This window comes from Seonamhaeicola sp. NFXS20, assembly GCF_049132085.1.
Classification (GTDB): Bacteria; Bacteroidota; Bacteroidia; order Flavobacteriales; family Flavobacteriaceae; genus Seonamhaeicola.
In genome coordinates, this window is record NZ_JAFMPU010000009.1 from 57,733 (window position 1) to 83,041 (window position 25,309).

Consider the following 25,309-nt stretch of genomic DNA (forward strand, 5'->3'; position numbering starts at 1 on the left):
TGTACATATTTCTCATAAATAGTTTGGTGTAAGGTTTTAATCTGATGAATATCATTGTTTTAACAAGGATTGGTGTTTAACTTTAGAGAAACACTTAAGACCATGCGAAAAATTTTAATTCCTACCGATTTTTCTGAAAACGCAATGAATGCACTTAAATATGCTGTTGAATTATTTAAGTATGAGATAAGTGAGTTTTATATAATGCATACTTATCAAGATGATATATATGCAGATGAGTCTAAATTAAGTCAAGACAATTTAAAAACTGTTACCGCTACCGCAAGAAAAAAATCTCATAAAAAATTAGAAAAAACAGTAGAAACTATAAAGAGTATTTCTCCTAATCCTAGACATAATTTCAATATTATCTCTTCAAATAATTTACTAGTAGATGAAGCAGATAAAATTGTAGATGAACAGAATATAGATGTTATTGTTATGGGAACCAAAGGAGAAACAGATGATAAAATATTAACTTTTGGAAGCCATACACTACAAGTTTTAAAATATGTGCAATGTCCTGTTTTAGCTATTCCAGCACATTATAAATATAACCAGCCAAAGCATATTCTTTTTCCAACTAATTACATGATTCCTTACAAAAGACGCGAGTTAAAATTATTTTGCGAAATGGCGTCTCCATACAGAGCTGTAATAGATGTGCTATACATATCTAAAACCAAAAAGTTATCTATGAGGCAAAAGGATAATCAGAATTTTTTAAAAGAAGAACTAGGTAAAAATACAATTAATTTTAAAATAGAAAATAGCAACCAAGTAAGTAATAAGCATATAGTTAGTATTATATATAAGTATATCAAAGAAAATCAAGTTGATATGTTGGTTATGGTAAATACAAGGCATTCTTTTTTAGAGAATATTTTATTTAAATCAACTATTAATGAATTGAGTTTACATCTAGATATTCCTTTTTTGACATTACAGAACATGAAACGTAATTAGTAAAATTTAAACTAGATAGCCATGAAAAATATCCTTCTTCCTACCGATTTTTCAGAAAATTCTTGGAACGCAATAACATACGCCATACAGCTTTTTAAAAATGAAACTTGTACATTTTATTTGTTAAACACATATACACCTGCAATTTATCATGTAGAATATGTGTTGGTAGAGCCAGCACAATTTGGTATTGCAAATACTGCTAAAGAAAACGCTGTGAATGAATTACATAATTTTAAAACACGTATAAAAAAGGAGTTTTATAACCCAAAACACACCATAGAAACCATGGCGGTTTTTAACACTTTAATTTCAGAAATGAAAGATATTGTTAAAAGCAAGTTAATTGATTATGTGATTATGGGAACCAAAGGAGCTACAGGAGCAAAAGAAATCTTGTTTGGATCTAATACTGTGCATGTGTTTAAAAATGTTAAGTGCCCAATAATTGCAGTGCCAGATGGATTTGATTTTGAAAAACCTTATGAAATTTTATTTCCAACAGATTATCAGATAAGTTATAAATCTCATCATATTGAGCCATTAATTGATGTTATTTCACTTTATAACTCCAGAGTTAACATATTACATGTTTCTTATGGCTATGATTTATCTGAACAACAAGAAGAAAATAAAAAAAATCTAGAAGAATACTTAAAAAAAGTAGCCCATTTATTTCATGATGTAAGTAACCAAACTGTAGAGGAAGGCATTACAAACTTTCAATTAAAAGCCCGAATTAATTTATTGGTTATGATTAATAATAAACATTCGTTTTTTGAAAATCTGTTTTTTAAATCTACTATAAATCAAATAGGGTTTCATTTAAATGTTCCATTTTTAGTTATTCCATCAATACCTTATAAAACATAAATCATGCGACGAAAAATTTTATTACCCACAGACTTTTCAGATAATTCATGGAGCGCAGTAGTTTATGCTTTAAAACTCTTTAAAAATGAGTTTTGTACGTTTTATTTTATAAACTCTACCACCATTAAAGTATCAACATTATCTAACCTTTCCAATAAGCTAATAAAAGCTATGGAAGAGATGCCATGAGGGAATTACTAGAATTAAAAGAACTAGCAGAAGCATGTGAAGTTGGTGCAAATCATAATTTTCAAATTATTTTAAGCTCAGAAGATTTAAAAACTGCCATTAAAAAATCGGTTAATAAATTGAATATAGACATGGTTATAATGGGTACCAAAGGAGCCACAGGAGCTAAAGAGTTTTTCTTTGGTAGCAATACTATACGCATTATAAAAAAATTAAAACTCTGTCCTGTTTTAATTATACCAGAAGAATATGATTTTGTCACTCCAACTCAAATAGCATTCCCCACAGATTACAATCGTTATTACAGTAATAAAGAGTTGAAACCTTTAAGAGAATTAGCAAATTTATATGACTCTAAAATTAGAATTATGCATATTAACACCGAAGAGGAACTCAATGATACTCAAGAATATAATTTAGAAGCTTTAAAGAGCTATTTAAACAATTATGAGTATACACTTCATTGGATGCCAGATTATGCAAATAAAACAACAGAAATAAATGATTTTGTTGAAGAATTGAAAATAGACATGCTTGCTATGGTAAATTATAAGCACAGTTTTATTGAAAAAATTATTAACGAACCTGTAATTAAAAAAATAGGATTTCAACCAAATGTTCCCTTTTTAGTTATACCAGAATGAACTGATATTTATCATTGCTGTCTAGATTTTTTAAGTCTAAATTTATTTAATAACCTAAACAAAAACGCTCATGAAACGGAAAATATTATTGCCAACAGATTTTTCTAAAAATGCGTGGCATGCTATAAGTTATGCGTTAAAATTATATAAAAAAGACCAATGTGATTTCTATATTTTAAATGTGTTTTCTGCTACAAGTAATATTATAGACAGTTTAATAAATATGGAACCAGGAAGCGAGCTATATGAAACAGCAAAATTAGATTCTGAAAATGGTTTAGCTAAAATTTTAGACATGCTTGCTTTTAAAGATAATGATAACCCTAAACATCATTTTAACACCATTTCAACATTTAATAATGTTGTAGAGGCTATTAAAAATATAGTAGAAGAAAAAGATATAGAAATGATTATTATGGGCACTAAAGGTAAAACTGCATCAAGAACTAGAGTTTTTGGTAGTGTAGCCATTGATGTAATGGAAAAAGTTAGAAATTGCCCAGTCATTGTAGTTCCAGAGACAGCAAAACATAATTTGCCAAAAGAAATTGTTTTTCCTACCAGTTATAAAACTCATTTAAAACGTAGAGAACTCAATCATTTAGTAGATTTAGCTAAAAATTGTCAGGCAGCCATAAGGGTGTTGCACATATCAACAGAAGATAAATTAAGTGAAAAGCAGCTTAATAATAAAAAACTTATAGAAGAATATTTTGAAGGTGTTGAATATACCTATCACTCACTAAGCCATATGGATGTTCCAACAGCAATTAATTGTTTTGTTGAAAGTAGAGGTAGCGATATGGTAGCATTTATTAATAAAAAACATGCCTTTTTTGGAAGCATTTTAACACATCCGCTTGTTAAAGAAATTGGTTACGACTCTAAAGTACCGCTTTTAGTAATGCATGATTTAAGAAATTAAAAAACTATGTTAAAACAAGACAATTTAATACAAATGAAAATAGGTGTATGGTTAGATAAGAGAAAAGCTATAGTTGTAACAATTTATAACGGAGAGGTAAGTTTAAATACCATACAGTCTAATGTAGAAGATTTTCATGTTCATGGAGGTTCAGGTACGCGTTTAAAAGGTGGGCCACAAGATGTTGTTCAAGATAGCAAGTATTTAGAACGAGAAAAACATCAGTTAAAAAAATATTTTAATGATGTAATTTCTGAAATTAAAGAGGCAAACGCCATAGTACTTTTTGGACCCGCAGAAACAGCTAAAAAATTACATAAAGAAATTACTAAGTATCATAAAAATTTAGAAGTTAAAATTAAAGATGTTGTAAAAGCAGATAGTATGACCAAACAACAAGTAAACGCATGGGTAAAAGCCTTTTTTAAAGAAAAACCATTGTAGTTAATCTTTAAATATAATTTCATTTGGTTTAATTATACAATTCTAATTATGGAAACCAAAGCAATTGATATCATTAAATCATCAGGAGAAAAAGTAAAATTCTCATTAGATAAACTAAAAGCATCTTTAAACGGTATTGGAGCAGATAAACAAACGGTAAATCAAATTATAGATAAGGTAAGAGATGAGCTTTATCAAGGCATATCTACCAAAGAAATTTACAATAGAGCATTTGCCTTACTTAAAAAAAAGAAAAGCTATTTAGCGTCAAAATATAAGCTTAAAAAAGCTATTTATGAGTTAGGACCAACGGGTTTTCCTTTTGAGCGTTTTGTAAGTGCTATTTTAGAATACTCAGGCTATAAAACCGAAGTTAACAAAACGTTACAAGGTAAATGTGTTACACATGAAATAGATATTATTGCACATAAAAATAAAGAAACCAGTGTAATAGAGTGTAAATTTCATAGCGAAGAAGGGCTTAATTGTAACGTTAAGATTCCTCTTTACATAAATTCAAGGTATAATGATGTAAAAGCATTTTGGAATGCAAACTCTAAAAACGGCTCTACACTTACAAAAGGTTGGGTAGTTACCAATACTAGGTTTACAGAAGATGCCATAAAATATGGCAAATGTATAAACTTATATCTTTTGAGTTGGGATTACCCCAAAAATGATGGTTTAAAAGATAGAATAGACCGTTTAGGATTATACCCAATAACAGTTTCTACATTACTTACCAACCGAGAAAAACAGTTTTTATTAAGTAGAGATGTAGTGCTTTGTAGAGAATTAATTGGAGATGGCTTTTATTTAGACCATTTAGGAGTTTCAGAAATAAGAAAAGATAAAATCTTGAATGAAATAAAAATGTTATGCAATAAATAAAGCTATGGATAACTTTGTGAGATTAAATTTTTTAGGTGCTTCTGGAGTAGTTACAGGTTCTAAGTTTTTTGTAGAAACCTCAGAGAAAAACATACTTATAGACTGTGGTATGTTTCAAGGTTTAAAAGAACTAAGAGAACTTAATTGGGTTAATTTACCAATTAATGTAGGCACTATAGATGTAGTGTTGCTAACACACGGACATTTAGACCATGTTGGGTATTTGCCACGATTATTAAAACAAGGTTTTACAGGTAAAATTATTGGTACAGCGCCAACTTTGTCCATTGCAGAAATTATTTTAATTGATAGCGCAAAAATTCATGAAGAAGAAGCCAAAAAAGCAAATAAAGAAAAATACTCAAAGCATAATCCTGCATTACCATTTTATACAAAAATTGAAGCAGAAGAAACTATAAAACAATTTCAAGTTGAAATACCTGATAAATGGATTGTATTATCAGAGCATATATCATATAGATTTCAGTATAACGGACATATAATTGGGGCTACTTTTATAGAGTTAGATATAAACGGAAAACGGTTTGTGTTTTCTGGAGATATTGGCAGACAAAATGATTATTTATTAGATGATCCTAAAAAACCAGAATGGGCAGATTATTTGTTTATTGAAAGTACCTACGGAAATAAGTTACACCCCAATGAAGATGTAGAAGATATTTTATCTACACTTATTAAAGAAACCATTCATAAAAAAGGCAATTTAATCATTCCTAGTTTTGCGGTAGAGCGTTTACAAACACTCATGTATTTACTTTGGAAACTTTATAAAAAAAATAAAATTCCAAACATACCCATTTTTGTAGATAGCCCTATGGGTAATAATGTTTTAGAAGTTTTTAAACGTTTCCCAAAATGGCATAAATTATCAGATTCAGATTATAATGCCATGTGCAATCATATCAATATTATCCAATCTTACAAAGAAACTTGGGAAACCATTGATAATAAACGCTCTAAAATAGTAATTGCCGGTAGTGGTATGGTAACTGGTGGGCGAGTGCTTACTTATTTACAACAACTTATTGATGAGCCTTCTACAACCGTTTTATTAGTTGGTTTTCAGGCCGAAGGAACAAGAGGTAGGCTATTACAAGAAGGTGCTCATGAAATACGGTTTTTTGGTAAATATTATCCTGTTAAAGCCCAAATTAAAACTATTGAAAGCCTATCAGCTCATGCAGATCAAAATGATTTATTAAACTGGATGAGCAGTATTAAAAATATTCCAGAAAAAGTGTTTTTAATTCATGGAGAGCCAACAGCTTTAGATGCGTTTAGAGTTAAAATAAAAGATACTTTTAATTGGAGTGTAACCATACCTAAGTTAACAGATATTGAAAAACTACTATTATAAATTATAAAAACTTCAATACAAAAAGCCTGTTGAAGAGCTGCAGTACAATATTTCAAAAGATATTACTATAATAGAAAATTTAAAATTAGAGTTAGAATTTTATTTAATGTTAATAAATAAGCCAAAATAGAACGTGGAGATGTAGCTTGCAATGCTTATTTTATCAATCAGCATAATAATATAGAATTAAAAATCTTCAATTTTCATAAAAGCGTTTCAAGTTTTAAATTCAAGTTATTTCAATACCTCGAAAGCGTTTTTTCATAAACTAAATATAATTTTAAAACCTTATTTAATACATTATCAGACTGATATATATCATTGTGAAAACAGGTATCTGTAAATACATTAGTGTAACAAAATAGAAGTATAACTTAAAATAATAATATTATGACAACATTAATGAAACGCAGAAAACGCAATAGGTTATCTCCACTTGATAACAGATTGATGACTCCTTGGGGCAATAGTTTGTTAGCACCATGGCGTAATAGATTATTTCCTTCTAATTTTGCTGATTTCACCAATTTAACAAGATTTGATGATATTTTTAAAGATGATTTCTTTGAAGATGATAGCCTTTTACCAGCAATGAATGTAAAAGAACATAAAGAAGACTTTGAAATTGAATTTGCAGCCCCAGGCTTTAATAAAAAAGATTTTGAGGTTACTATTGAAGATAACGTACTTCATGTTTTTGGTGAAAAAGAAGTTGAAGAAGAAGACACTGAAAAAGAGTACTCTCGTAAAGAATTTAATTACAGATCTTTTAAAAGATCAATAATGCTTCCTCCATCTGTTGATTTAGATCAAGATATAAAAGCAATATATAAGAGTGGCATTTTAAAAGTTAAATTACTAAAAAACAAGGAAGCAATAGCACAAGAGCCTCCTAAAAAAGTAATTGAAGTTAATTAATTTCTTTTAAGCAGAAAGTAGTATTACTCAAATATTACTTTCTGTTTCTTTTTAAATTTAAAAATAACAAACAATGAGCACAAAAAATTTAAAAGTAAAATATGAACCTTGGTTAAGCGCAGAAACAATGCACAATAATTCTCGCAAATGGTTATCTGAATTGAAATTTACAAAAGATGAGGAACTGTTTTTTGCTGATTTAGTAAAATCATATACCCTTCAGCTTATTGATTCAAAACACTTTACAGAAAGTAAAAAAATAATAGATAAATTAAGTGATTTACAAAAAGAGACAGAAACCTTAATTAAAACGATAAAACATCACGAAAAAGAACTAAAGGTAATGGTAGATGGTATAAATGAAATTGAAAAAGAAAATGCTTATAAAGATGAACACACAAAACTTAGTACTGTAGTTAACAATTTTTTAGAAAAATATAAAACCTTAAAAATCCAGTTATTTTCACTTATAAAGGATATTTTAAAAGAAGGAAAACAAAAACGTTTACTTCAATAAGTAATTAAAATTAAGAACTCATAACTAAATTTAGTTATCTAAAAAATAATTAAATAGTATTTACATGTAGCCAATAACATTAAATGTATTCACATGAAACTATTAAAACACATAGGGGTGTGCTTTTTAGCCTTTAGTTGTTCAACAACAGAGCTTGTTGATTATTGGAAAAACCCTGATATTAATTCTTATAGTCCTAATAAAGTTTTAATAGTTGGCATAACCTCTAACATAGATTCAAGACAAAAATTTGAAAAGCAATTAAAACAAGAATATGAATCTAGAGGTATACAAGCTATTATGAGTTATGAGTTTTTAAATTCATCTTTTACATCAGAAAAGAAAACCGAAGAAGAATTAGAAGTACTAGAAAATAAGCTAGTAAATGAAGGGTTTGATACCATTTTATTAACTAAAATTGTAGGTGTAGAAGACAAAATTGCTTACAAAACAAATTATGATGGATTTGATAGTACACACAAAAAATTTAAAGAAGATTATCTAAAATATCAAGATGCTTTTTACAACCCAGATTATTACAATGAATATACCATTTATCATACAGAAACTTCTATGTATTGTATATGTCCTGGTGAAAATCGAGAACTTATCTGGAAAGGATATATAGATATTACAAATCCAGAATTGGTAAATGAAACTATTAATGACTACGTTCGATTAATTATAATTGTTTTAGAAGAACAACAACTTATTAACTCAATTACTACTCAAAATTTAACTTTATAAGAATGACCGGAAATATTTTTATAAGTGTTTAAAAACTAATTAAAAACACAAAAGTGTTAATGAAATACCTGCCTATTTTTATATTACTTTCTCTTATAGCAGAAATAATTGGCACTGTAGGCGGATTTGGCTCTTCTGTGTTTTTTGTTCCAATTGCTAATTTTTTCTTTGACTTTCAATCAGTTCTCGGTATTACTGCACTGTATCATTTATCAAGTAACCTGTCAAAAATAGTATTGTTCAAAAAGGGAATTGAAAAAAAAATAATTATCACTTTGGGCGTACCGGCTATCATATTTGTGTCTTTAGGAGCTTATCTTAGTCAATATTTCAACCCTAAAATACTTACTTACATTCTTGGATTTTTCTTAATAGCGTTGAGTTTATTATTTCTAATTTTTAAGCAGTTAAAAGTGCTTCCAAAAACAAGTAATGCCATAATAGGAGGGGCTCTTTCTGGGTTAAGTGCAGGTCTTTTAGGAACAGGTGGTGCTATTAGGGGTATTACATTGGCTGCTTTTAAAATGAATAAAGATAAGTTTATTGCAACTTCGGCAGTTATTGATTTAGGTGTAGATTTTAGTAGAACTATTGTTTACTATTTTAATGGTTATATGCATAAACATGATTTATATTTAGTTCCTATTTTAATTTTGGTAAGCATTATAGGTACATGGATAGGGAAGATAATTTTGAATAAAGTATCTCAAGAACAATTTAGAAACGGTGTACTTGTTTTAATTTTAATTGTAGGCATTGTAAGTGTGCTTGCAAATTTTTGATTATGTCTTTTCTTTACAAAGTAAGGTTATACAAGTGAAATTAATAAATTATCTATTTTCTGTTTTTCCAAAAATCTACGTTAAATTAACTTTCTTAAAGTTTTTACAGCTTGTTCTGCAGTTATATCTCGTTGAGGTGTTCCAAACATTTCATAACCCACCATAAATTTTTTAACGGTGGCACTTCTTAGTAGTGGTGGGTAAAAACTCATATGCCAATGCCAGTGGTTATTGTCTTGTCCATTTGTTGGAGCTTGGTGTATACCACTCGAGTAAGGAAACGACGTGTTAAACAGCTTATCATATGCTTTGGTTATTGCTGAAATAGCTTCGGCATACAAATAAGTGTCTTCATTGTTCATTTCCAATATATTGCTCTGATGTTTTTTGGGTACAATCATAGTCTCATAAGGCCATACAGCCCAAAAAGGAACTAATACTACAAAGGCATCATTCTGAAAAATAATACGTTCATTTTTTTCTAATTCTTGAGCTAAATAATCGCCTAATAAACTGCTTTTCTTTTTATTATAGTAATTTAACTGCTGTGTGTTTTTTTTTATTACTTCATTGGGTAATGAAGATTGGCTCCATATTTGTCCATGTGGATGAGGATTACTACAACCCATTACAGCACCTTTGTTTTCAAATATCTGTACATAGTTTATTAGATCATTGTCACCCAATTCTTTGTATTGGTTTTGCCATGCAAAAACAACTTTTTGAATTTCACTAGGAGTCATATCTGCCAAACTTTTAGAGTGGTCTGGACTAAAACAAATCACTTTACAAATGCCTTTTTCGCTTTGTGCCATTAATAAACCATCTTCAACCGAAAAATCTGGTGAATCTTTTTGTAGTGCTGCAAAATCGTTAGTGAATATAAAAACATCTTCATATTTAGGGTTTACTTCACCATTTATCCTTGTGTTTCCTGCACACAAATAACAGTTCTCGTCATAAGTTGGTCTCTTTTTATTAGAGATGTCTTCATTTTGACCTTGCCATGGTCGTTTAGCTCTATGAGGCGATACTAAAACCCATTCACCTGTTAAAATATTGTAACGTTTATGTGAAAAATCTTGAAGATTAGAATTCATTATCTATAATTTATAAAATACTTATTTTACAAGGTGAGTACCATCTGAAAGGTTTACAAAATAAACTGAGCACTCTTTATTAAATTTTTCTTTATATGCTTTAGAAACTGATTCTTTAAATATTTTGGCTTTCTCCTTTTCAATTAAATTAATGGTGCAACCGCCAAAGCCACCACCCATCATTCTAGCACCAATAACATAACCGCTTTCTTTGGCCTTTTCAACAAGAAAATCGAGCTCTTCACAACTAACCTTGTATTGTTTTGAAAGCCCTTTGTGAGAGCCATAAATTAATTCACCAAGTTTTTCAATATCATTTTCTTCCATAGCTTTAGAAGCTTTTCTGGCTCTGTCGTTTTCTTGAATAACATAAAGTGCTTTTTGATAATTAGTAGGAGTTACTGCGTCTTTAATTGTTTCTAAATCATCTTCAGTAGCGTCACGTAGAGCCTTTACATGTAAAAGTTTAGCAATGTGTTCACAAGCCGAACGCCTATCATTATATGCACTATCAGATAAACTGTGTTTTACATTAGTATTTATTAGTAGTAATTGATGGTTTTTAAAATCAATTTTATAAGGTTTTGCTTTTATGGTTCTACAATCTAATAACAAAGCATGGTCTTTAATACCAAACATGCTGGCATATTGGTCCATAATACCACAATTTACACCAACGTAATTATGTTCTGCTTTTTGCGAAATAAAAATCATTTCTTCTTTTGTAAAACCTAAATTGAATAATTCATTTAGACCAAAAACTACACTGTTTTCTAATGCTGCCGAAGATGACATACCTGCACCACTAGGAATATTGCCTTTAAAAACAATATTGAAGTTACCAAGAACTTTATTTCTGTTTTGAATTTCTGCCACAACCCCAAAAACGTAATTTTCCCAACTTCCTTCTTTTAAAGGTTTTAAGGTGTCTAGTTTAAATTCTACCTTACTATTCATATCTAAAGCATAGGCAGTTGAAACACCAGAATTACTTTTTTGTATAGCTGCAGCTATACCTTTATCTACTGCTGCTGGAAAGACGAAACCTTCGTTATAATCGGTGTGTTCTCCTATAATATTAATTCTTCCAGGAGAGAATATTAAAATGGGCTCTGTGTTAAATTCTTTAATATAAGCCTCTTTTACGTCATCTATTAGTGCTGTGTTCATTGATGATTTTAGTCTATTTTTAAATGCCATGTTATGTTGTATGAGTCATTTGCTTTTAAAACTTGCAACCCTATTTTATTGTTAAAACTATCAGAAACTCCTGTAGTTGGTTCTATGGCAATAGTGTTTACTTTTGGGGGTGTATATATTTGTAGAAAATTATTATCACCTGTAGCATTAAATGTTAAGTTGTATTTTGGAGTTTTAAAAACTACTTCATCAGAATCTAAAATCCAGCAATCGTCAAATTGTTGACCAGCTATTTTAATTTCTTGAGAGGTGTTTGTATCTGTTATTCCGGTAGTAATACACCGTTTATCTAGTACAATTTTTTTAGAGCTATTAAACTTAATTGAACTCTCAAATAAGTTACTACTTTGAAAATATGGATGCCACCCTAAAGTAAAAGGAAATGCTTTTTCATCGGTGTTTTTTACTGTTACTTTTAAATCGAAATTTTCTTTACTAAAAGTGTATTCTAACTGAATATTATAGGTGAACGGAAACGCATTACATGTGTTTGTTTCATTATATGCTAATATAATTAACGCAGTATCTTCAGTCACTTTTTTATCGATAATTTCAAAAGTTTTATTGAAAACTAAACCGTGTAAGGCATTGTTATTATCGGGTTCGTTTATTTCAAATTGATACGTTTTATTATCAAAATTATATTTACCATCTTTTATTCTATTAGCAAAAGGAAATAAGATAGATGAAGCATAAGTAGTTGTATAGCTTAGAGGTGATAAATCTTTTATAATAGCATGACCGCTTAGTGTAAGTTCTTGTAAACAAGCGCCTTTATCTAAACAAATTTTAGCGTATAATTGATGATTAGAGTTTTCAATTTCTAAAATATTTAAATCTTTATTATGATTAATACTATACATTTATAATGAGTTTCTAATAATTAAATTATTTGGATTTTCAATCTGGATGCTTTCCTTATTTAAAATCATTTCTGCAAGACGTTTTCCCATAGCATTAAAATCTGTAGAAATTGTAGTGATACCACCTTCAACAATTTCTTTAAGCAAGGTGTCATTGTATGATATTACACCTATATCTTTGCCAAGAAAGAGCTTAGATTCTTTTATTTTTTTAATTATCCTCAAAAGGTTTTTATCATCTGGAATAATATATAAATCGCCTATTTCTGGAATTTTATCTTTTAAAGTGTTTAAAATTGAAAACTCAAAATCATAATTTTTGCAAAATTCAGTAAAACCATCTAGCATTCCTTGAGGTTGCTTATTACCAGTGTTAACTAAAATTAAATGCTTATATTTTTTTATAAGATGTTTAACTTCATTTAAGTTGTTAAAAAGTGCTTTTTTGAAATTTTGATATATAGCTGGGTAATCTAGCAAGTCATCATGAATTTGGTCTAAAATAAAGACTTTATCAGGAGGAAGATTTTTAATGTCATTATTAGCTTGTTCTAAATTAGCAGGCATAATAACATAGTAATTGTAATCTCCAATGTTTTCTTGTATTAGTTTACTAAAACTATTTCTATTAAAATGATGGAAATAAATATCTACTTGTATATCATTACCAAGATTTTCTAAAAAGGAGTTATACAAATCTTCTTTAAAAGAATTAAGTTCATCAAATAGTAAGAAAATCTTTTGTGCAACACTAACGTTTTCACTAGAAACGTAATATCCTTTTCCAACTATAGATTGAATAATACCTCTGTTTTTAAGTTCATTAAAAGCCATTAAAACGGTGTCTCTTGAGAGTTTATGCTCGTTTTTTACTTGGTTTATAGAGGGAATTTGGTCTCCTTTTTTAAGCTTACCTGAAATTATTAATTCTTCAATAGACTTAATAATCTGTTTGTATTTTGGTGTGCCAATCTTGTTTTTAATCTTTATCATAGTTGTATTTGCAAATATATAAAATTAATAACTAAAACCTACTAGACCCTACTGGTTTGTTTTTTTCGTTAAAATATGATGTAATATATTATTAAATTTCTATATTTGATTCCTTTAAAACCAACAAATAACTAAATATTTTATTATGACTGCTGGATTTGATACATGGGATTATGTAGTTTTTATTGCTTATGCTATTCTTATTTTAGGGGTAGGCCTGTGGGTGTCTAGAGATAAAGAAGGACATCAAAAAAATGCTGAAGATTATTTTTTAGCAAGTAAATCGTTACCATGGTGGGCTATAGGTGCGTCTTTAATTGCTGCTAACATTTCAGCAGAACAGTTTATAGGTATGTCTGGTTCTGGTTTTGCTATTGGATTAGCTATAGCATCTTATGAATGGATGGCAGCACTAACATTAATTATAGTTGGAAAATATTTTTTACCAATTTTTATTGAAAAGGGGCTATATACCATTCCAGAATTTGTAGAAAAACGTTTTTCTACAAATCTAAAAACCATTTTAGCAGTATTCTGGTTAGGCTTGTACATATTTGTAAATCTTACATCTGTATTGTATTTAGGTGGTTTGGCAATAGAAACCATTATGGGGGTAGATATGATGTATGCTATAATAGGTTTGGCTTTATTTGCAGCAGCATATTCGCTTTACGGTGGCTTATCTGCCGTAGCATGGACAGATGTTATTCAAGTAGTGTTTTTGGTATTAGGAGGTTTGGTAACAACCTATTTAGCTTTAAATACTGTGTCTGGTGGCGAGGGTGTTATGGCTGGTTTTTACAAGGTATGGGATGCGGCTCCAGAAAAATTTCATATGGTTTTAGAAGAATTTAATAATGATGGAAGTGCAAATAGCAACTATATAGACTTACCAGGTATTTGGGTGTTAGTAGGTGGTTTGTGGGTAGCTAATTTATATTATTGGGGTTTTAATCAGTATATCATCCAAAGAACTTTAGCGGCTAAGTCGTTAAAAGAATCTCAAAAGGGAATTCTATTGGCTGCATTTTTAAAATTACTTATTCCATTAATTGTTGTTGTTCCTGGTATTGCTGCTTATGTAATGGTTAACGATCCTGAGATTATGGCAAGTTTAGGGGAGGTAGGAATGTTAAATACACCATCATTAAATCAGGCAGATAGAGCATATCCTTGGTTACTTCAATTTTTACCAACCGGACTTAAAGGTGTTGCTTTTGCAGCATTAGCCGCTGCTATTGTATCGTCTTTAGCATCTATGTTAAATTCTACGTCAACCATATTTACTATGGATATTTATAAACAGTATTTTAATAAAGAAGCTGGAGATAAAAAAACAGTAAATGTAGGAAGGTTAACGGCTGCAGTGGCTTTATTAATAGCAGTATTAGTTGCGCCACTTTTAGATGGTTTAGATCAGGCATTTCAGTATATTCAAGAATATACAGGTTTAGTAAGCCCAGGAATTTTAGCCGTATTTTTATTAGGCCTTTTCTGGAAGAAAACCACAAACAAAGCGGCAATTTGGGGAGCTATTTTATCAATTCCGGTAGCTTTAGCGCTTAAAGTTTTACCAAAGCACGTGGAAACTTTTGAATGGTTAGCACCTTGGATGCATCAAATGGGACTCACAACATTACTTTCAATGGCAATTATCATGATTTTAAGTAATATTGAAACCAAAGGAGCTGATGACCCTAAAGGAATTCCTTTAACTAAAGGATTGTTTAAAACTACCCCTTTATTTAATGTAGGGTCTTTTGTTGTAATGATTATTTTAGCTGTATTATACGCTATTTTTTGGTAAAAGTATTCGTGTAACTTCTTTTTTTAAGAGAAAACCACTTCTTTGCTGGTTTGAGATGAAGTGGTTTTTTCTTTATTTTTATTATGTAACAAATGTTACTTTAAGGGCTTTTTTAAATAGTAAATTTATTGTGTAAAGTTTCTGTTTTGAAAACTCTTATTTCGTTACTATTTATATTCGTTTTTCTAGTTGGTTGCCAGCAAAAAACAAAAACATTTTATTCTGTTAAAGCTAATGTTTCTAATGAAGTGCACCCAGGTAAAAAGCTAATAGAAACCCAATGTGTTATCTGTCATAGCGCAACAGCAAGTCATGATAACCGATTAGCCCCACCAATGATTGCTGTTAAAAAAAGGTATGCTTCTTCTAATACTACAAAAAAACAATTTATTAAAGACATCCAAAATTGGTTTGATAACCCAGTAGAAGATAATGCAAAAATGTATGGTGCTGTTAAAAGATTTGGTGTAATGCCTAAACTAGCAATTACTAAAGAAAATTTAAACCTCATTTCAGATTATTTATATGATAATGATATAGACCAACCTGAATGGTTTGAAAAACATTATAATGAAGAAAAAAGAAAAGGGTTTCCAATGCACAAACTCAAACAAAGTTAAAACCAAAACTAAATTTAAACTATTATAATAGTATTAATTAAGACGTTTCGTCTTTATGTTGACAGTCAAAAGCGCTTAATTTTTAAGTGCTTTTTTCTTTAATAATGAAGAAAGTTTCTTTGGTGCCCAAATATGAGAGTAACCTATGTTACAAACATCTGCACTAAGCTAGTTTAAATTTGCATCAAACAAATAATACTAATGAAACAACGCATCTATTATATTATTACAGTATTGCTACTAACAACAGTATTCACTTTAAACGCTCAAGAAGTAATTCCTATTTCAAAAGAAGAAGTGTTACATATTGTTTCAGAAAAAAATATAGATTTAAAAATTTCTGAAGAAGAATTTAAACAAGCAAGAGCAGATTACAGGCAAACCAATGCAGTTTTTCTGCCCAACATTACAGTGAGTCATACAGGTATGGCTACTACTAACCCTTTAATGGCTTTTGGTTCTAAATTAAATCAGGAAATTTTAACCCAAAACGATTTTAATCCAGATTTATTAAATGACCCTTCACAAATAGAAAATTTTGCAACCAAACTAGAAATACAACAACCATTATTAAATCTAGATGGTTTTTATCAGCGTAAAGCAGCAAAATCTAAAATGGAAGCAACCGCTTTAAAGAAAGAAAGAACGTCTGAGTATTTAGAGTTTGAAGTAGAAAAAGCATACATGCAATTACAGTTAGCTTACAAAGCTGTAGAAGTTTTAGAAAAAGCGTTGAAAGCAGCAAATGCAAATAAGAAATTAGCTGATGATAATTTTAAACAAGGTTATTTACAAAGAGCCGATGTTTTAAAAGTGGAGGTTAGAGTTACCGAGGTTAAAAACCAATTGCAAACAGCCAAAAGTAATGTTAAAAATGCTTCAGATTATTTGTCGTTTTTATTGAATGATGCCTCCTATGTGGTTTACTTACCATCAGATAGTTTAACGGTAACTAATTTTCAAATGGCTAAAGAATCTATATCAGAAAGCAGACCAGATATAAAAGCCATGGCTTTAGCAACTAATGCTTATAAAGCGGTAAATAAGGCCGATAAAATGTCTTTTTTACCAAAATTAAATGCCTTTGGAAGCTATGAATTATACGATGATGAAATTTTTCAAACGGGAGCTAAAGGTTATTTGTTTGGAGCTCAATTAAGTTGGGACATTTTTCAAGGCTCTAAACGATTTGCTAAAGCTCAAAAAAGCAAAGCAGAATATGAAAAATCTAAATTACAATACACACAATATGTAGCAAAAAGTAACCTAGAATTAAATAAAGCTAAGCGACTATTTATTGATGCTAAAAACAAGTTAGATTTAACAACACTTGCATTACAACAATATCAGGAGTCTTTAAGAATTATTACTAATAGATTTAAAGAAGGATTAGAAAAAACATCAGATTTATTGTTAGCAGAAACAAATTATGCGCAAAAACAATTAGAATATTATCAAACCATTTTTGAGTACAATTATGCTCAATCATACCTTAAATTTTTAACTAAAGAATAATGAATCAAATGAAAAAAATACTATTTCTATACACGCTTATTTTTACTTTTTCACTAGCTACAAGTTGTGGTAGTGATAAAAAAAATATAGTAGAAAATGATGCGCCAGCAATAAAAGTTAAGGTAGAACAAGCTAGTACAAATGGCAATAATCCTTTTTTAGCAGTTAGCGGAAAAGTTCAAACAGTTAACAGTTCTAATTTAAGCACTAGAATGATGGGCTATGTTAGCAAAATTTATGTTAAAGTAGGAGATAAAGTAAAAAAAGGACAGTTGCTACTTAGTGTAAATAATACAGACTTATCTGCAAAATTAGCGCAAGTAAATGCTAAAGTAACAGAGGCCGAAGCAGCTTTTAATAATGCTGAAAAAGATTATAACCGCTATAAAAACTTATTTAATGAGAACAGCGCTTCTCAAAAAGAACTAGATGATATTACTGCTAATTATAACATGGCAAAAGCAAGGCTAAAGGCGGCTAATGAGATGAAAAAAGAAGTGCAAGCTCAATTTAGTTACGCTAATATTAGAGCGCCTTTTAGTGGGGTAGTAAGCAATAAATTTATTAATGAAGGTGATATGGCAAACCCTGGAATGCCATTAATGGAAGTAGAATCTCCAGGAGAGTTTCAAGTTATGGCTATGGTGCCAGAAACAGAGATTACTCAAATTAAAAATGGGGCTAAAGTAGCAGTTCAAATAAAATCTTTAAGTCAAACGGTAAATGGTGTCGTTACAGAAGTTAGTTCTTCTGCTAAAAATACAGGTGGACAATATTTAGTAAAAATACTACTAGAAAAGTCTAATGTTAAATTGCTTTCGGGCATGTTTGCAACAGTACAATTTCCTGTAGAAAAATCTAATCTTTCTAGTCCTGTATTAATTCCTATATCTGCATTAGTTACCAAAGGCGAGTTGTCTGGTGTTTATACTGTTAGCCAAACAAATACAGCGTTATTGCGTTGGTTAAGGTTAGGAAGAACACAAGGCGATAAAGTAGAAGTACTTTCCGGATTAAATGCCAACGAAAGCTATATCATTAATTCTGATACTAAACTGTTTAATGGTGCTAAAGTAACTGTTCAATAACTAAAATTATGAAAGAAGGATTAGCAGGAAAAATAGCCAAAGGCTTTATAGGATCTAAACTTACGGTATTACTCATGATTGTATTTATGGTCATTGGGGTATACAGTTCGTTTTTAATTCCTAGAGAAGAAGAACCTCAAATTGATGTGCCAATGGCAGATATATTTGTAGGTTACCCAGGGGCAAGCCCAACAGAAGTAGAGAGCAGAGTTATTAAGCCTTTAGAGAAACTTTTATCTAATATTAAAGGTGTTGAATATGTCTATTCTACTTCTATGAAAGAACAAGGGATGGTAATTGTTCAATTTTATGTAGGTGAAGATATTGAACGTTCTTTTGTGAAACTTTACAATGAAATTAATCGCCATATGGACATAATGCCAGATGGTGTAACCATGCCTTTAATAAAAACCCGAGCCATTGATGATGTACCCATGCTAGGCTTAACTTTATGGAGCGAAAACTATGATGATTTCCAGTTAAAACAAATTGCTAATGAGTTAAATAACGAAATAAAAAAGATTAATGATGTTTCTGTAACTCAAAAAATTGGAGGTAGAGACCGAGAATTACGTGTTGTTTTAGATAAAGACAAATTAGCTGCTAGTGGTTTAGACTTTTTATCTGTTTCAAAAATGATAAAAGCTAATAACCAACAATTAAGCGCAGGAACATTCAATAGCAATGATACCGAGTTTTTGGTAAATACAGGTAGATTTTTAGCAACTACCAAAGATGTTGAAAACCTAGTAGTAGGGGTTCAGCAAAAACAACCCATTTATTTAAAACAAGTGGCTAGCATAGTTAATGGTCCAGAGTTACCAAAAAACTATGTGTCTCTTGGTTTTGGAAAAGCTAGCGAAAAATCTGCTATTTATCAATCAGAATATCCAGCAGTTACTTTATCAATAGCAAAGCGAAAAGGCGCCGATGCTATGAAAATATCAGACATCATTCTAGAAAAAGTAGAACATTTAAAAGCTACTTTAATTCCTAATGATGTACATGTTGAGGTTACCAGAAATTATGGAGAAACCGCTTCACAAAAAGTATCAGAACTCTTAATGCACCTTATAGGAGCTATTATTGCAGTAACTTTTGTTGTAATGCTAGCCATGGGGTGGCGTGGTGGTTTGGTAGTATTTTTATCAGTACCAATCACATTTGCTTTAACACTGTTAAGTTATTATATGCTAGATTATACACTTAACAGAATTACATTATTTGCTTTAGTGTTTGTAACAGGAATTGTTGTTGATGATTCCATAATTATTGCAGAAAACATGCATAGGCATTTTAAAATGAAAAAATTGCCTTTTAAAGATGCTGCTTTATATGCTATAAATGAAGTAGGTAACCCAACTATACTAGCAACATTTACCGTAATAGCTTCCGTATTACCAATGGCATTTGTATCTGGTTTAATGGGGCCTTATATGAGTCCAATGCCAATTGGAGCCTCTATAGCCATGTTATTATCGTTGTTTGTAGCTCTAACTATTACTCCGTATTTAGGTTTTTTATTCTTAAGAGAGAAGGATAAAAAGGGGAAAGTGAAAAAAGAAAAAAATATGGAAGATACTTTCATATACAAAATGTATGAAAAGTTTGAGCGTCCATTAATTGAGAATAAGAAGAAGCGTTGGCTGTTTTTAGGTGTAACTATTGTGTTGCTTTTAGGGTCATTATCTATGTTTTTTACCAAATCGGTAGCGGTAAAAATGTTGCCTTTTGATAATAAAAACGAATTTCAGGTGGTTATTGATATGCCAGAAGGAACCACGCTAGAACGTACAGCGGTTGTTACTAAAGAAATAGCACAATATCTGTCTACGCGCCCAGAAGTAGTTAATTATCAAAGCTATGTAGGTGCTTCGGCTCCCATTACATTTAACGGGTTAGTACGTCATTATGATTTGAGAGGTGGTAGCAATATGGCAGATATTCAAGTAAACTTAACCGATAAACATGATAGGTCTGAACAAAGTCATGACATTGCAAAATTGCTAAGACCAGACATTCAAAAAATTGCTTCACAATTTAATGCCAATGTAAAAATTGTTGAAGTACCACCAGGACCACCTGTATTATCAACTATTGTTGCTGAGGTTTACGGACCTAATTATGATAAACAAATTGAGGTTGCAAATGAAGTTCAGAATATATTAAAAAACACACAAGATGTAGTTGATATTGACTGGATGGTTGAAGACAATCAAACTGAATATGAGTTTGTAATTGATAAAGAAAAAGCCATGTTGTATGGTGTGGCACCACAGCAAATTGTTTATACAATGAATTTAGCAATGGCAGAAAATGCTATTTCTACTTTGTATGACGAAGACGCCTCAGAGCAAGTAGGTATTGTATTGGCTTTAGACGAAAAAGAGAAATCTACACTTAGTGATATTTCACAACTACAAGTAAAATCAAGTAACGGAAATATGGTGAGCGTTGGTGATTTAACTAATATAATAGAACATACCAGAGCCAAAAGTATTTATCGTAAAAACCAGAAACGAGTAGTATATGTTATGGCAGACATGGCTGGTAAGCTAGAAAGTCCTGCTTATGCTATTCTAGGAATGTCTGATAAATTAAAAGAGATTAACCTACCCGAAGGTTATAAAATGGATGAGTTATACATAAAACAACCCGATTTTGAAGATGATTATACGGTGAAGTGGGATGGTGAATGGCAAATTACACTAGAGGTATTTAGAGATTTGGGCGTAGCCTTTTTAGGGGTAATTGTAATAATATATATGCTTATTGTAGGATGGTTTCAAAACTTTAAAGCTCCTATTGTAATGATGGTAGCTATACCGCTTTCTATGGTTGGAATTATATTGGGTCACTGGATGCTAGGAGCATTTTTTACAGCAACATCGTTTATAGGAATGATTGCCCTAGCAGGAATTATGGTTAGGAACTCTGTATTGCTCATAGACTTTGTAAACCTAAGGCTAAAAGACGGAATACCAATAAAACAAGCTGTAATTGAGGCCGGAGCTGTAAGAACCACACCAATATTATTAACCGCAGGAACAGTGGTTATTGGTGCATTTGTAATATTATTTGATCCTATTTTTCAAGGTTTAGCTATATCCTTAATGGGAGGAACCATAACGGCAACTATACTAACTTTATTAGTTGTACCGCTTGTATATTACTTAATTGAACGTAAAAATTATAAATAATGAAACTAGTAATTGTAACAGTAGTTGATGCTTATAAAAAAGATGTAATAAATCTATTTAAACAAGCTGAAATTAAAAATTTTAGTAATTCTGATATAGAAGGATTTAAAACCGCTGTTTCAGGAAAAATAGCATCAAATTGGTTTGCTAGTAATAGTAGTGGAGCAGATTCTGAAATGTTCTTTTCATTTGCTAAAGAAGAGAAAATAGATGAATTATTTAAGCTAATAGAAACTTTTAATGAAGGTTTAAATACCAACAACCCGCTTAGAGCTGTTGTTGTACCAATAGAGAGATATATTTAAAAAAATAACATTATGAAAAATAGATTAATTAGAGCTATAGCTGGAACTTTTGTGTTAATTAGTTTAGTATTAGCTGTAAAAGTTAATATAAATTGGTTATGGTTTACAGCATTTGTGGGCGCAAATTTATTGCAGTCTTCAATTACAAAATGGTGTTTAATGGAAACCATTTTAGAAAAAGTGTTTAAGGTAAAAGATTGATTTTCTTTTTTTGATTTTAGGTTGGTTAGTGATTTTCTAATCACCAAGAAAGCAAGTTAGCAATAGCTTGCTTTTTTGTTTTAAAATAGTGATTAAAACTCAATCTAAAGCATTTTTGGTAACATACCATCTCCAACCAATTATGGCTAACTGTATCTTGTTGGCATTTGCTAAATCTAAACCTTTTTTAGAGTAGCTAGGTAAAATTGCTTTATTAATTTTAGCTAAAACTTTAAATACTTGCTTTTGCATTTTTTAAATCTTCTTTCAGAGATTAAAAATAGTAAAACTTATTCTAGAACTAAGTTTTACTTTTTTAAGAATTAAAAGAATAATATAATTATTATAATTACATCAACTACAATTTTGGCAAGTGTCATCATATATTCCAAAGGTTTTAAGGGTTAGTAAATAGTTTTTATATCAATGTTTTTTTAAGATATATATTTTGGAATATGACTGTCAAGTGTTTTTATAAAAATTGATGAAATTGAATGCGAAATTGTAATCAATAAAATTAAATTGATTTTAATATTTAGGTGACTGTCTTTGATTAATTTGAAAAATGTAATCTTTTAGCGTTGTTTTTGTTTTTATTTGAAACAATTATAGGTGTTTTTTGATGGTTGATTTAAGAACCAAGGGGCATTTCATTTAAAAAATACAATTTTTATGATATTTTATCTTTTTAAATAATAGTTAGAAACAAAAAGCACTCCTTTTGGGAGTGCTTTCATAATTATTAAAGTTTAGCTGTTTATTTCTCTTTTTTAGTAGTAATGATTATAACCCCATTTTTACCTCTATTGCCATATTTATTTATAGCAGATTCGTCTTTTAAAACATTAATAGACTCTATATCTTCTGGATTTAAATCTTTTATAGGGTTTTTTTCTACTTCTTTTCCGTCAATAATGAATAAAGCGTTTTTGTCATCACTTTGTTTTTTTACTATAAATATTCTTTCCTCTTTATTTTCTGAGTCGTCATCACTTTCAATAATTACTTCAATATGTTTTTCATGATCATCGCCAGAAATAACTTCAACATTTTTATTTTTTTTAATAATAATGTTTTTGGCTTCTTTACCATTTGTTTTCCATTTTAAAGAATCAGCTTTTATAATATGAATTTCTTTATGTGTTTCATGAGCGCCATCATCATCAGATAAGAAGAATACATTTTCATTCTCATCAATTTCATGATTACCATTTTTAGAAATAAAATAGGCTTTATGATGAGAAGCAGTTCCAATAGAAATACTTTTGCCGTCATCTTCAATAGAAATTTTAATTGGTTTAATTGGGGCATCAGCACTTATATTGTAATTAGCGTTAGATTGTTTAGAACTTAAATTAATTTTAATAGCTATTATTTGGCCTTCGCTATTGCGTTTTATGCCTTTAAACTTAGCAGTAATACCTTTGTTTTTTAATTTTTCGGTCAGCTCTTTAAAATTGGTATCTGTAAATTCATTGCTTATTAAAAACATTTCTATGTCTTTGTTTTCAAAAGGTTTTTCAACTATAAATTCAGTGTTCCAATTGGTTTTAATTGAGTCTGTATTTGTTTGTGAATTTTTATTCTGAAGGTTGTCCTGTAACAGACTTTTAGTATCAATAAAAACTTCTTTAGTGTTAAAGCTCATTAAAAAAATGGCTAAGGCAGGAATTACTAAAACGTACTTTAATAAGTTTAATTTTTTTGATTTTGATTTGTGTAACATAACTATTCGTTTTTTGATTAATGAATTATAAAAATTATTTGTTAAAGCCAATTGATGAGTTGGCATACTTGTTTTTAATAATGTGTATTGGTAGCTCTTTTTACAGCTAGATGTACGTTGTGCATTTTGGTCTGCAATAAATTCTAAGTTTTGCTTTAAGTCTTTGTTATATAACCATATAAACGGATTAAACCACAGTACAATACTAGCCAATTGCGTTAATAGAATATCAATAGAGTGGTGCTGGCGTGCATGTACTTTTTCATGAGTTAAAATTAGTTTTAATTCGGTTTTACTAAATAAGTTAGGGTTGTAAACTATCCAATTAAAAAATGAAAAAGGAGATACTTTTCTTTGGGTTTTAACATACCAATACCTTCCTGTTTTTGTGCTTTCACTCTTAATTAAAAGATGTATTAATGAAGCCAACTGAATCAAAAATTTAATTAAAAAGAATGTAGCTCCAGCAAAATATAAGTAAACACCCAAGTCAATAAAACTAAAAGAATCTTCAATGGGTTCATTGCCAGTAACAGCGTTTGTAAATAAAGCATTATCTATTAATAACGGAGTTTTTTCAATGTAAACAGGTATTACTATTAACGGAATTAAAAACGCCGAAAATAACCCAATTAAAAGAAACCCTCTATGCTGTTCAAAAAAGGTGTCACGCTGTAAGAATAATTTATAGCACAAATAAAAAATGGTAACAACAGCACTGGCTTTTAATAAGTATTCCATAGCTAGTTATTTTTTTCAATAAGTTCAATAATTTCTTTTAACTCTTCAACGCTAATCTTTTCTTCCTTAGCAAAAAAAGATACCATATTTTTATAAGAATCGTTAAAATAATTACTAATAGCGGTGTTAATAAAGCGTTTTCTATAAGCTTCTTTTGTAACAATAGGAAAATACTGGTGTGTTTTTCCGTAAGCATTATAACCTACATACCCCTTATCTACTAAGTTTCTAATTATTGTAGAAAGCGTATTGTAATGAGGTTTTTCACCTTCCATTTCAGCTAAAACATCTTTAACAAAAGCTTTTTCAAGCCTCCATAAAACATGCATTATTTCTTCTTCTTTATTTGTTAATTTTTCCATTTTAATATGTTTTTTGGGCGTTACCACGCTTTTTGGCGTGGTCGGGCTTTACGTTACAAGTCCTCGCTCGTACCTCGCTGTGGGCTTTCCACTGCAATCCCTAACGCAAGTGTGTTTGCTAATTATGTCTTATTTTTTAATCGGCATTATCTATTAAAAATCAATTTAGAAACAAATATAACTATTTTTATAGTTATAAAACTATTTTAATAGTTATTTAACGAAATTTTTAGTTTTTGTAAGCATACATTTATTGCAATAGTTGTTTTTAATTAGAGGTTTATAAAATTTTTTAACTTTTAACATCTAGCTTT

General features: G+C 29.8%; 26 protein-coding genes. 19 read left to right on the forward strand and 7 right to left on the reverse strand.

Going from position 1 to position 25,309, the window contains the following annotated elements; translation table 11 throughout:
• Window positions 1-102: 102 nt before the first annotated feature.
• The 12 genes from J1D01_RS12785 (at window position 103) to J1D01_RS12840 (ending at window position 9,274) form a co-directional block, all read left to right on the forward strand.
• Entirely contained in the window at window positions 103-966 is an 864-nt protein-coding gene (locus J1D01_RS12785; protein WP_421151082.1) for a universal stress protein, read from the forward strand.
• A gap of 21 nt (window positions 967-987) precedes the next feature.
• Window positions 988-1,839, forward strand: a complete 852-nt coding sequence (locus J1D01_RS12790) for a universal stress protein (protein ID WP_421151083.1) — start codon at window positions 988-990, stop codon at window positions 1,837-1,839.
• Between the two features lie 3 nt (window positions 1,840-1,842).
• Window positions 1,843-2,028, forward strand: coding sequence for a hypothetical protein (locus J1D01_RS12795; protein WP_421151084.1), 186 nt, complete (start codon window positions 1,843-1,845; stop codon window positions 2,026-2,028).
• A complete protein-coding gene (locus J1D01_RS12800) occupies window positions 2,025-2,672 on the forward strand; it encodes a universal stress protein (RefSeq protein WP_421151085.1) in 648 nt (215 codons plus the stop codon). The genes J1D01_RS12795 and J1D01_RS12800 overlap by 4 nt, the downstream gene beginning before the upstream one ends.
• Before the next feature lie 70 nt (window positions 2,673-2,742).
• Complete coding sequence (locus J1D01_RS12805; protein WP_372937261.1) at window positions 2,743-3,597, forward strand: universal stress protein; 855 nt, start codon at window positions 2,743-2,745, stop codon at window positions 3,595-3,597.
• A gap of 6 nt (window positions 3,598-3,603) precedes the next feature.
• Window positions 3,604-4,041, forward strand: a complete 438-nt coding sequence (locus J1D01_RS12810) for a hypothetical protein (protein WP_372937262.1) — start codon at window positions 3,604-3,606, stop codon at window positions 4,039-4,041.
• Window positions 4,042-4,089: 48 nt separating this feature from the next.
• Window positions 4,090-4,932, forward strand: a complete 843-nt coding sequence (locus J1D01_RS12815) for a restriction endonuclease (RefSeq protein ID WP_421151086.1) — start codon at window positions 4,090-4,092, stop codon at window positions 4,930-4,932.
• Between the two features lie 4 nt (window positions 4,933-4,936).
• Window positions 4,937-6,310 (forward strand): MBL fold metallo-hydrolase RNA specificity domain-containing protein, encoded by a 1,374-nt coding sequence (locus J1D01_RS12820; RefSeq protein WP_421151087.1) that lies wholly within the window; start codon window positions 4,937-4,939, stop codon window positions 6,308-6,310.
• A gap of 390 nt (window positions 6,311-6,700) precedes the next feature.
• Window positions 6,701-7,228, forward strand: coding sequence for an Hsp20/alpha crystallin family protein (locus J1D01_RS12825; protein ID WP_372937265.1), 528 nt, complete (start codon window positions 6,701-6,703; stop codon window positions 7,226-7,228).
• Between the two features lie 73 nt (window positions 7,229-7,301).
• Window positions 7,302-7,745, forward strand: coding sequence for a hypothetical protein (locus tag J1D01_RS12830; protein ID WP_421151088.1), 444 nt, complete (start codon window positions 7,302-7,304; stop codon window positions 7,743-7,745).
• Between the two features lie 93 nt (window positions 7,746-7,838).
• A complete protein-coding gene (locus J1D01_RS12835; protein WP_372937267.1) occupies window positions 7,839-8,492 on the forward strand; it encodes a hypothetical protein in 654 nt (217 codons plus the stop codon).
• 59 nt (window positions 8,493-8,551) lie between these two features.
• The gene (locus J1D01_RS12840; RefSeq protein ID WP_421151089.1) at window positions 8,552-9,274 is read left to right on the forward strand and encodes a sulfite exporter TauE/SafE family protein; all 723 of its coding nucleotides are present in this window, start codon (window positions 8,552-8,554) and stop codon (window positions 9,272-9,274) included.
• Window positions 9,275-9,354: 80 nt separating this feature from the next.
• On the opposite strand, the gene J1D01_RS12845 is transcribed toward J1D01_RS12840, so the two are convergent.
• Genes J1D01_RS12845 through J1D01_RS12860 form a run of 4 tightly spaced genes read right to left on the reverse strand, consistent with a single transcriptional unit; the run spans window position 9,355 to window position 13,430 of the window.
• On the reverse strand, window positions 9,355-10,374 hold the full coding sequence (locus J1D01_RS12845; protein WP_421151090.1) for a UDP-glucose--hexose-1-phosphate uridylyltransferase: 1,020 nt from the start codon (window positions 10,372-10,374) through the stop codon (window positions 9,355-9,357).
• Between the two features lie 21 nt (window positions 10,375-10,395).
• Window positions 10,396-11,544, reverse strand: a complete 1,149-nt coding sequence (gene galK, locus J1D01_RS12850; protein ID WP_421151091.1) for a galactokinase — start codon at window positions 11,542-11,544, stop codon at window positions 10,396-10,398.
• An 8-nt stretch (window positions 11,545-11,552) separates the two neighbouring features.
• A complete protein-coding gene (locus tag J1D01_RS12855; protein ID WP_421151092.1) occupies window positions 11,553-12,437 on the reverse strand; it encodes an aldose 1-epimerase in 885 nt (294 codons plus the stop codon).
• On the reverse strand, window positions 12,438-13,430 hold the full coding sequence (locus J1D01_RS12860; RefSeq protein ID WP_421151093.1) for a GntR family transcriptional regulator: 993 nt from the start codon (window positions 13,428-13,430) through the stop codon (window positions 12,438-12,440).
• Between the two features lie 145 nt (window positions 13,431-13,575).
• Between J1D01_RS12860 and J1D01_RS12865 the strand changes: the two genes are divergently transcribed.
• The 7 genes from J1D01_RS12865 to J1D01_RS12895 all read left to right on the forward strand — a co-directional run bounded on the left by J1D01_RS12865 (window position 13,576) and on the right by J1D01_RS12895 (window position 22,166).
• The gene (locus J1D01_RS12865) at window positions 13,576-15,237 is read left to right on the forward strand and encodes a sodium/sugar symporter (protein ID WP_421151094.1); all 1,662 of its coding nucleotides are present in this window, start codon (window positions 13,576-13,578) and stop codon (window positions 15,235-15,237) included.
• 146 nt (window positions 15,238-15,383) lie between these two features.
• Complete coding sequence (locus J1D01_RS12870; RefSeq protein WP_421151095.1) at window positions 15,384-15,857, forward strand: c-type cytochrome; 474 nt, start codon at window positions 15,384-15,386, stop codon at window positions 15,855-15,857.
• 201 nt (window positions 15,858-16,058) lie between these two features.
• Window positions 16,059-17,372, forward strand: coding sequence for a TolC family protein (locus tag J1D01_RS12875; protein WP_421151096.1), 1,314 nt, complete (start codon window positions 16,059-16,061; stop codon window positions 17,370-17,372).
• 8 nt (window positions 17,373-17,380) lie between these two features.
• A complete protein-coding gene (locus J1D01_RS12880) occupies window positions 17,381-18,460 on the forward strand; it encodes an efflux RND transporter periplasmic adaptor subunit (RefSeq protein WP_421151097.1) in 1,080 nt (359 codons plus the stop codon).
• An 8-nt stretch (window positions 18,461-18,468) separates the two neighbouring features.
• A complete protein-coding gene (locus J1D01_RS12885) occupies window positions 18,469-21,660 on the forward strand; it encodes an efflux RND transporter permease subunit (RefSeq protein WP_372937204.1) in 3,192 nt (1,063 codons plus the stop codon).
• Entirely contained in the window at window positions 21,660-21,965 is a 306-nt protein-coding gene (locus J1D01_RS12890; protein WP_372937205.1) for a hypothetical protein, read from the forward strand. The genes J1D01_RS12885 and J1D01_RS12890 overlap by 1 nt, the downstream gene beginning before the upstream one ends.
• A 12-nt stretch (window positions 21,966-21,977) precedes the next feature.
• The gene (locus J1D01_RS12895; RefSeq protein WP_076697796.1) at window positions 21,978-22,166 is read left to right on the forward strand and encodes a YgaP family membrane protein; all 189 of its coding nucleotides are present in this window, start codon (window positions 21,978-21,980) and stop codon (window positions 22,164-22,166) included.
• Window positions 22,167-22,265: 99 nt separating this feature from the next.
• Here J1D01_RS12895 and J1D01_RS12900 read toward each other — a convergent pair whose 3' ends face one another.
• The 3 genes from J1D01_RS12900 to J1D01_RS12910 form a co-directional block, all read right to left on the reverse strand.
• Window positions 22,266-22,418 carry an SsrA-binding protein gene (locus tag J1D01_RS12900; protein ID WP_372937206.1) on the reverse strand — a complete coding sequence of 51 codons (153 nt, stop codon included), beginning with the start codon at window positions 22,416-22,418 and terminating at the stop codon, window positions 22,266-22,268.
• Between the two features lie 505 nt (window positions 22,419-22,923).
• Window positions 22,924-24,633 (reverse strand): M56 family metallopeptidase, encoded by a 1,710-nt coding sequence (locus J1D01_RS12905; RefSeq protein WP_421151098.1) that lies wholly within the window; start codon window positions 24,631-24,633, stop codon window positions 22,924-22,926.
• 2 nt (window positions 24,634-24,635) lie between these two features.
• The gene (locus tag J1D01_RS12910; protein ID WP_372937208.1) at window positions 24,636-24,995 is read right to left on the reverse strand and encodes a BlaI/MecI/CopY family transcriptional regulator; all 360 of its coding nucleotides are present in this window, start codon (window positions 24,993-24,995) and stop codon (window positions 24,636-24,638) included.
• Between the last annotated feature and the right edge of the window lie 314 nt (window positions 24,996-25,309).

Bases quoted from the DNA above. Each gene is read 5' to 3' on its own strand.
- J1D01_RS12790 (WP_421151083.1), top strand. From the start codon at position 988: ATGAAAAATATCCTTCTTCCTACCGATTTTTCAGAAAATTCTTGGAAC.
- J1D01_RS12785 (WP_421151082.1), top strand. From the start codon at position 103: ATGCGAAAAATTTTAATTCCTACCGATTTTTCTGAAAACGCAATGAAT.
- J1D01_RS12880 (WP_421151097.1), top strand. From the start codon at position 17,381: ATGAAAAAAATACTATTTCTATACACGCTTATTTTTACTTTTTCACTA.
- J1D01_RS12815 (WP_421151086.1), top strand. From the start codon at position 4,090: ATGGAAACCAAAGCAATTGATATCATTAAATCATCAGGAGAAAAAGTA.
- J1D01_RS12800 (WP_421151085.1), top strand. From the start codon at position 2,025: ATGAGGGAATTACTAGAATTAAAAGAACTAGCAGAAGCATGTGAAGTT.
- J1D01_RS12885 (WP_372937204.1), top strand. From the start codon at position 18,469: ATGAAAGAAGGATTAGCAGGAAAAATAGCCAAAGGCTTTATAGGATCT.
- J1D01_RS12860 (WP_421151093.1), bottom strand. From the start codon at position 13,430: ATGATAAAGATTAAAAACAAGATTGGCACACCAAAATACAAACAGATT.
- J1D01_RS12795 (WP_421151084.1), top strand. From the start codon at position 1,843: ATGCGACGAAAAATTTTATTACCCACAGACTTTTCAGATAATTCATGG.
- J1D01_RS12855 (WP_421151092.1), bottom strand. From the start codon at position 12,437: ATGTATAGTATTAATCATAATAAAGATTTAAATATTTTAGAAATTGAA.
- J1D01_RS12825 (WP_372937265.1), top strand. From the start codon at position 6,701: ATGACAACATTAATGAAACGCAGAAAACGCAATAGGTTATCTCCACTT.
- galK (WP_421151091.1), bottom strand. From the start codon at position 11,544: ATGAACACAGCACTAATAGATGACGTAAAAGAGGCTTATATTAAAGAA.
- J1D01_RS12830 (WP_421151088.1), top strand. From the start codon at position 7,302: ATGAGCACAAAAAATTTAAAAGTAAAATATGAACCTTGGTTAAGCGCA.
- J1D01_RS12810 (WP_372937262.1), top strand. From the start codon at position 3,604: ATGTTAAAACAAGACAATTTAATACAAATGAAAATAGGTGTATGGTTA.
- J1D01_RS12900 (WP_372937206.1), bottom strand. From the start codon at position 22,418: ATGCAAAAGCAAGTATTTAAAGTTTTAGCTAAAATTAATAAAGCAATT.
- J1D01_RS12905 (WP_421151098.1), bottom strand. From the start codon at position 24,633: ATGGAATACTTATTAAAAGCCAGTGCTGTTGTTACCATTTTTTATTTG.
- J1D01_RS12875 (WP_421151096.1), top strand. From the start codon at position 16,059: ATGAAACAACGCATCTATTATATTATTACAGTATTGCTACTAACAACA.
- J1D01_RS12910 (WP_372937208.1), bottom strand. From the start codon at position 24,995: ATGGAAAAATTAACAAATAAAGAAGAAGAAATAATGCATGTTTTATGG.
- J1D01_RS12820 (WP_421151087.1), top strand. From the start codon at position 4,937: ATGGATAACTTTGTGAGATTAAATTTTTTAGGTGCTTCTGGAGTAGTT.
- J1D01_RS12835 (WP_372937267.1), top strand. From the start codon at position 7,839: ATGAAACTATTAAAACACATAGGGGTGTGCTTTTTAGCCTTTAGTTGT.
- J1D01_RS12895 (WP_076697796.1), top strand. From the start codon at position 21,978: ATGAAAAATAGATTAATTAGAGCTATAGCTGGAACTTTTGTGTTAATT.
- J1D01_RS12865 (WP_421151094.1), top strand. From the start codon at position 13,576: ATGACTGCTGGATTTGATACATGGGATTATGTAGTTTTTATTGCTTAT.
- J1D01_RS12840 (WP_421151089.1), top strand. From the start codon at position 8,552: ATGAAATACCTGCCTATTTTTATATTACTTTCTCTTATAGCAGAAATA.
- J1D01_RS12845 (WP_421151090.1), bottom strand. From the start codon at position 10,374: ATGAATTCTAATCTTCAAGATTTTTCACATAAACGTTACAATATTTTA.
- J1D01_RS12805 (WP_372937261.1), top strand. From the start codon at position 2,743: ATGAAACGGAAAATATTATTGCCAACAGATTTTTCTAAAAATGCGTGG.
- J1D01_RS12890 (WP_372937205.1), top strand. From the start codon at position 21,660: ATGAAACTAGTAATTGTAACAGTAGTTGATGCTTATAAAAAAGATGTA.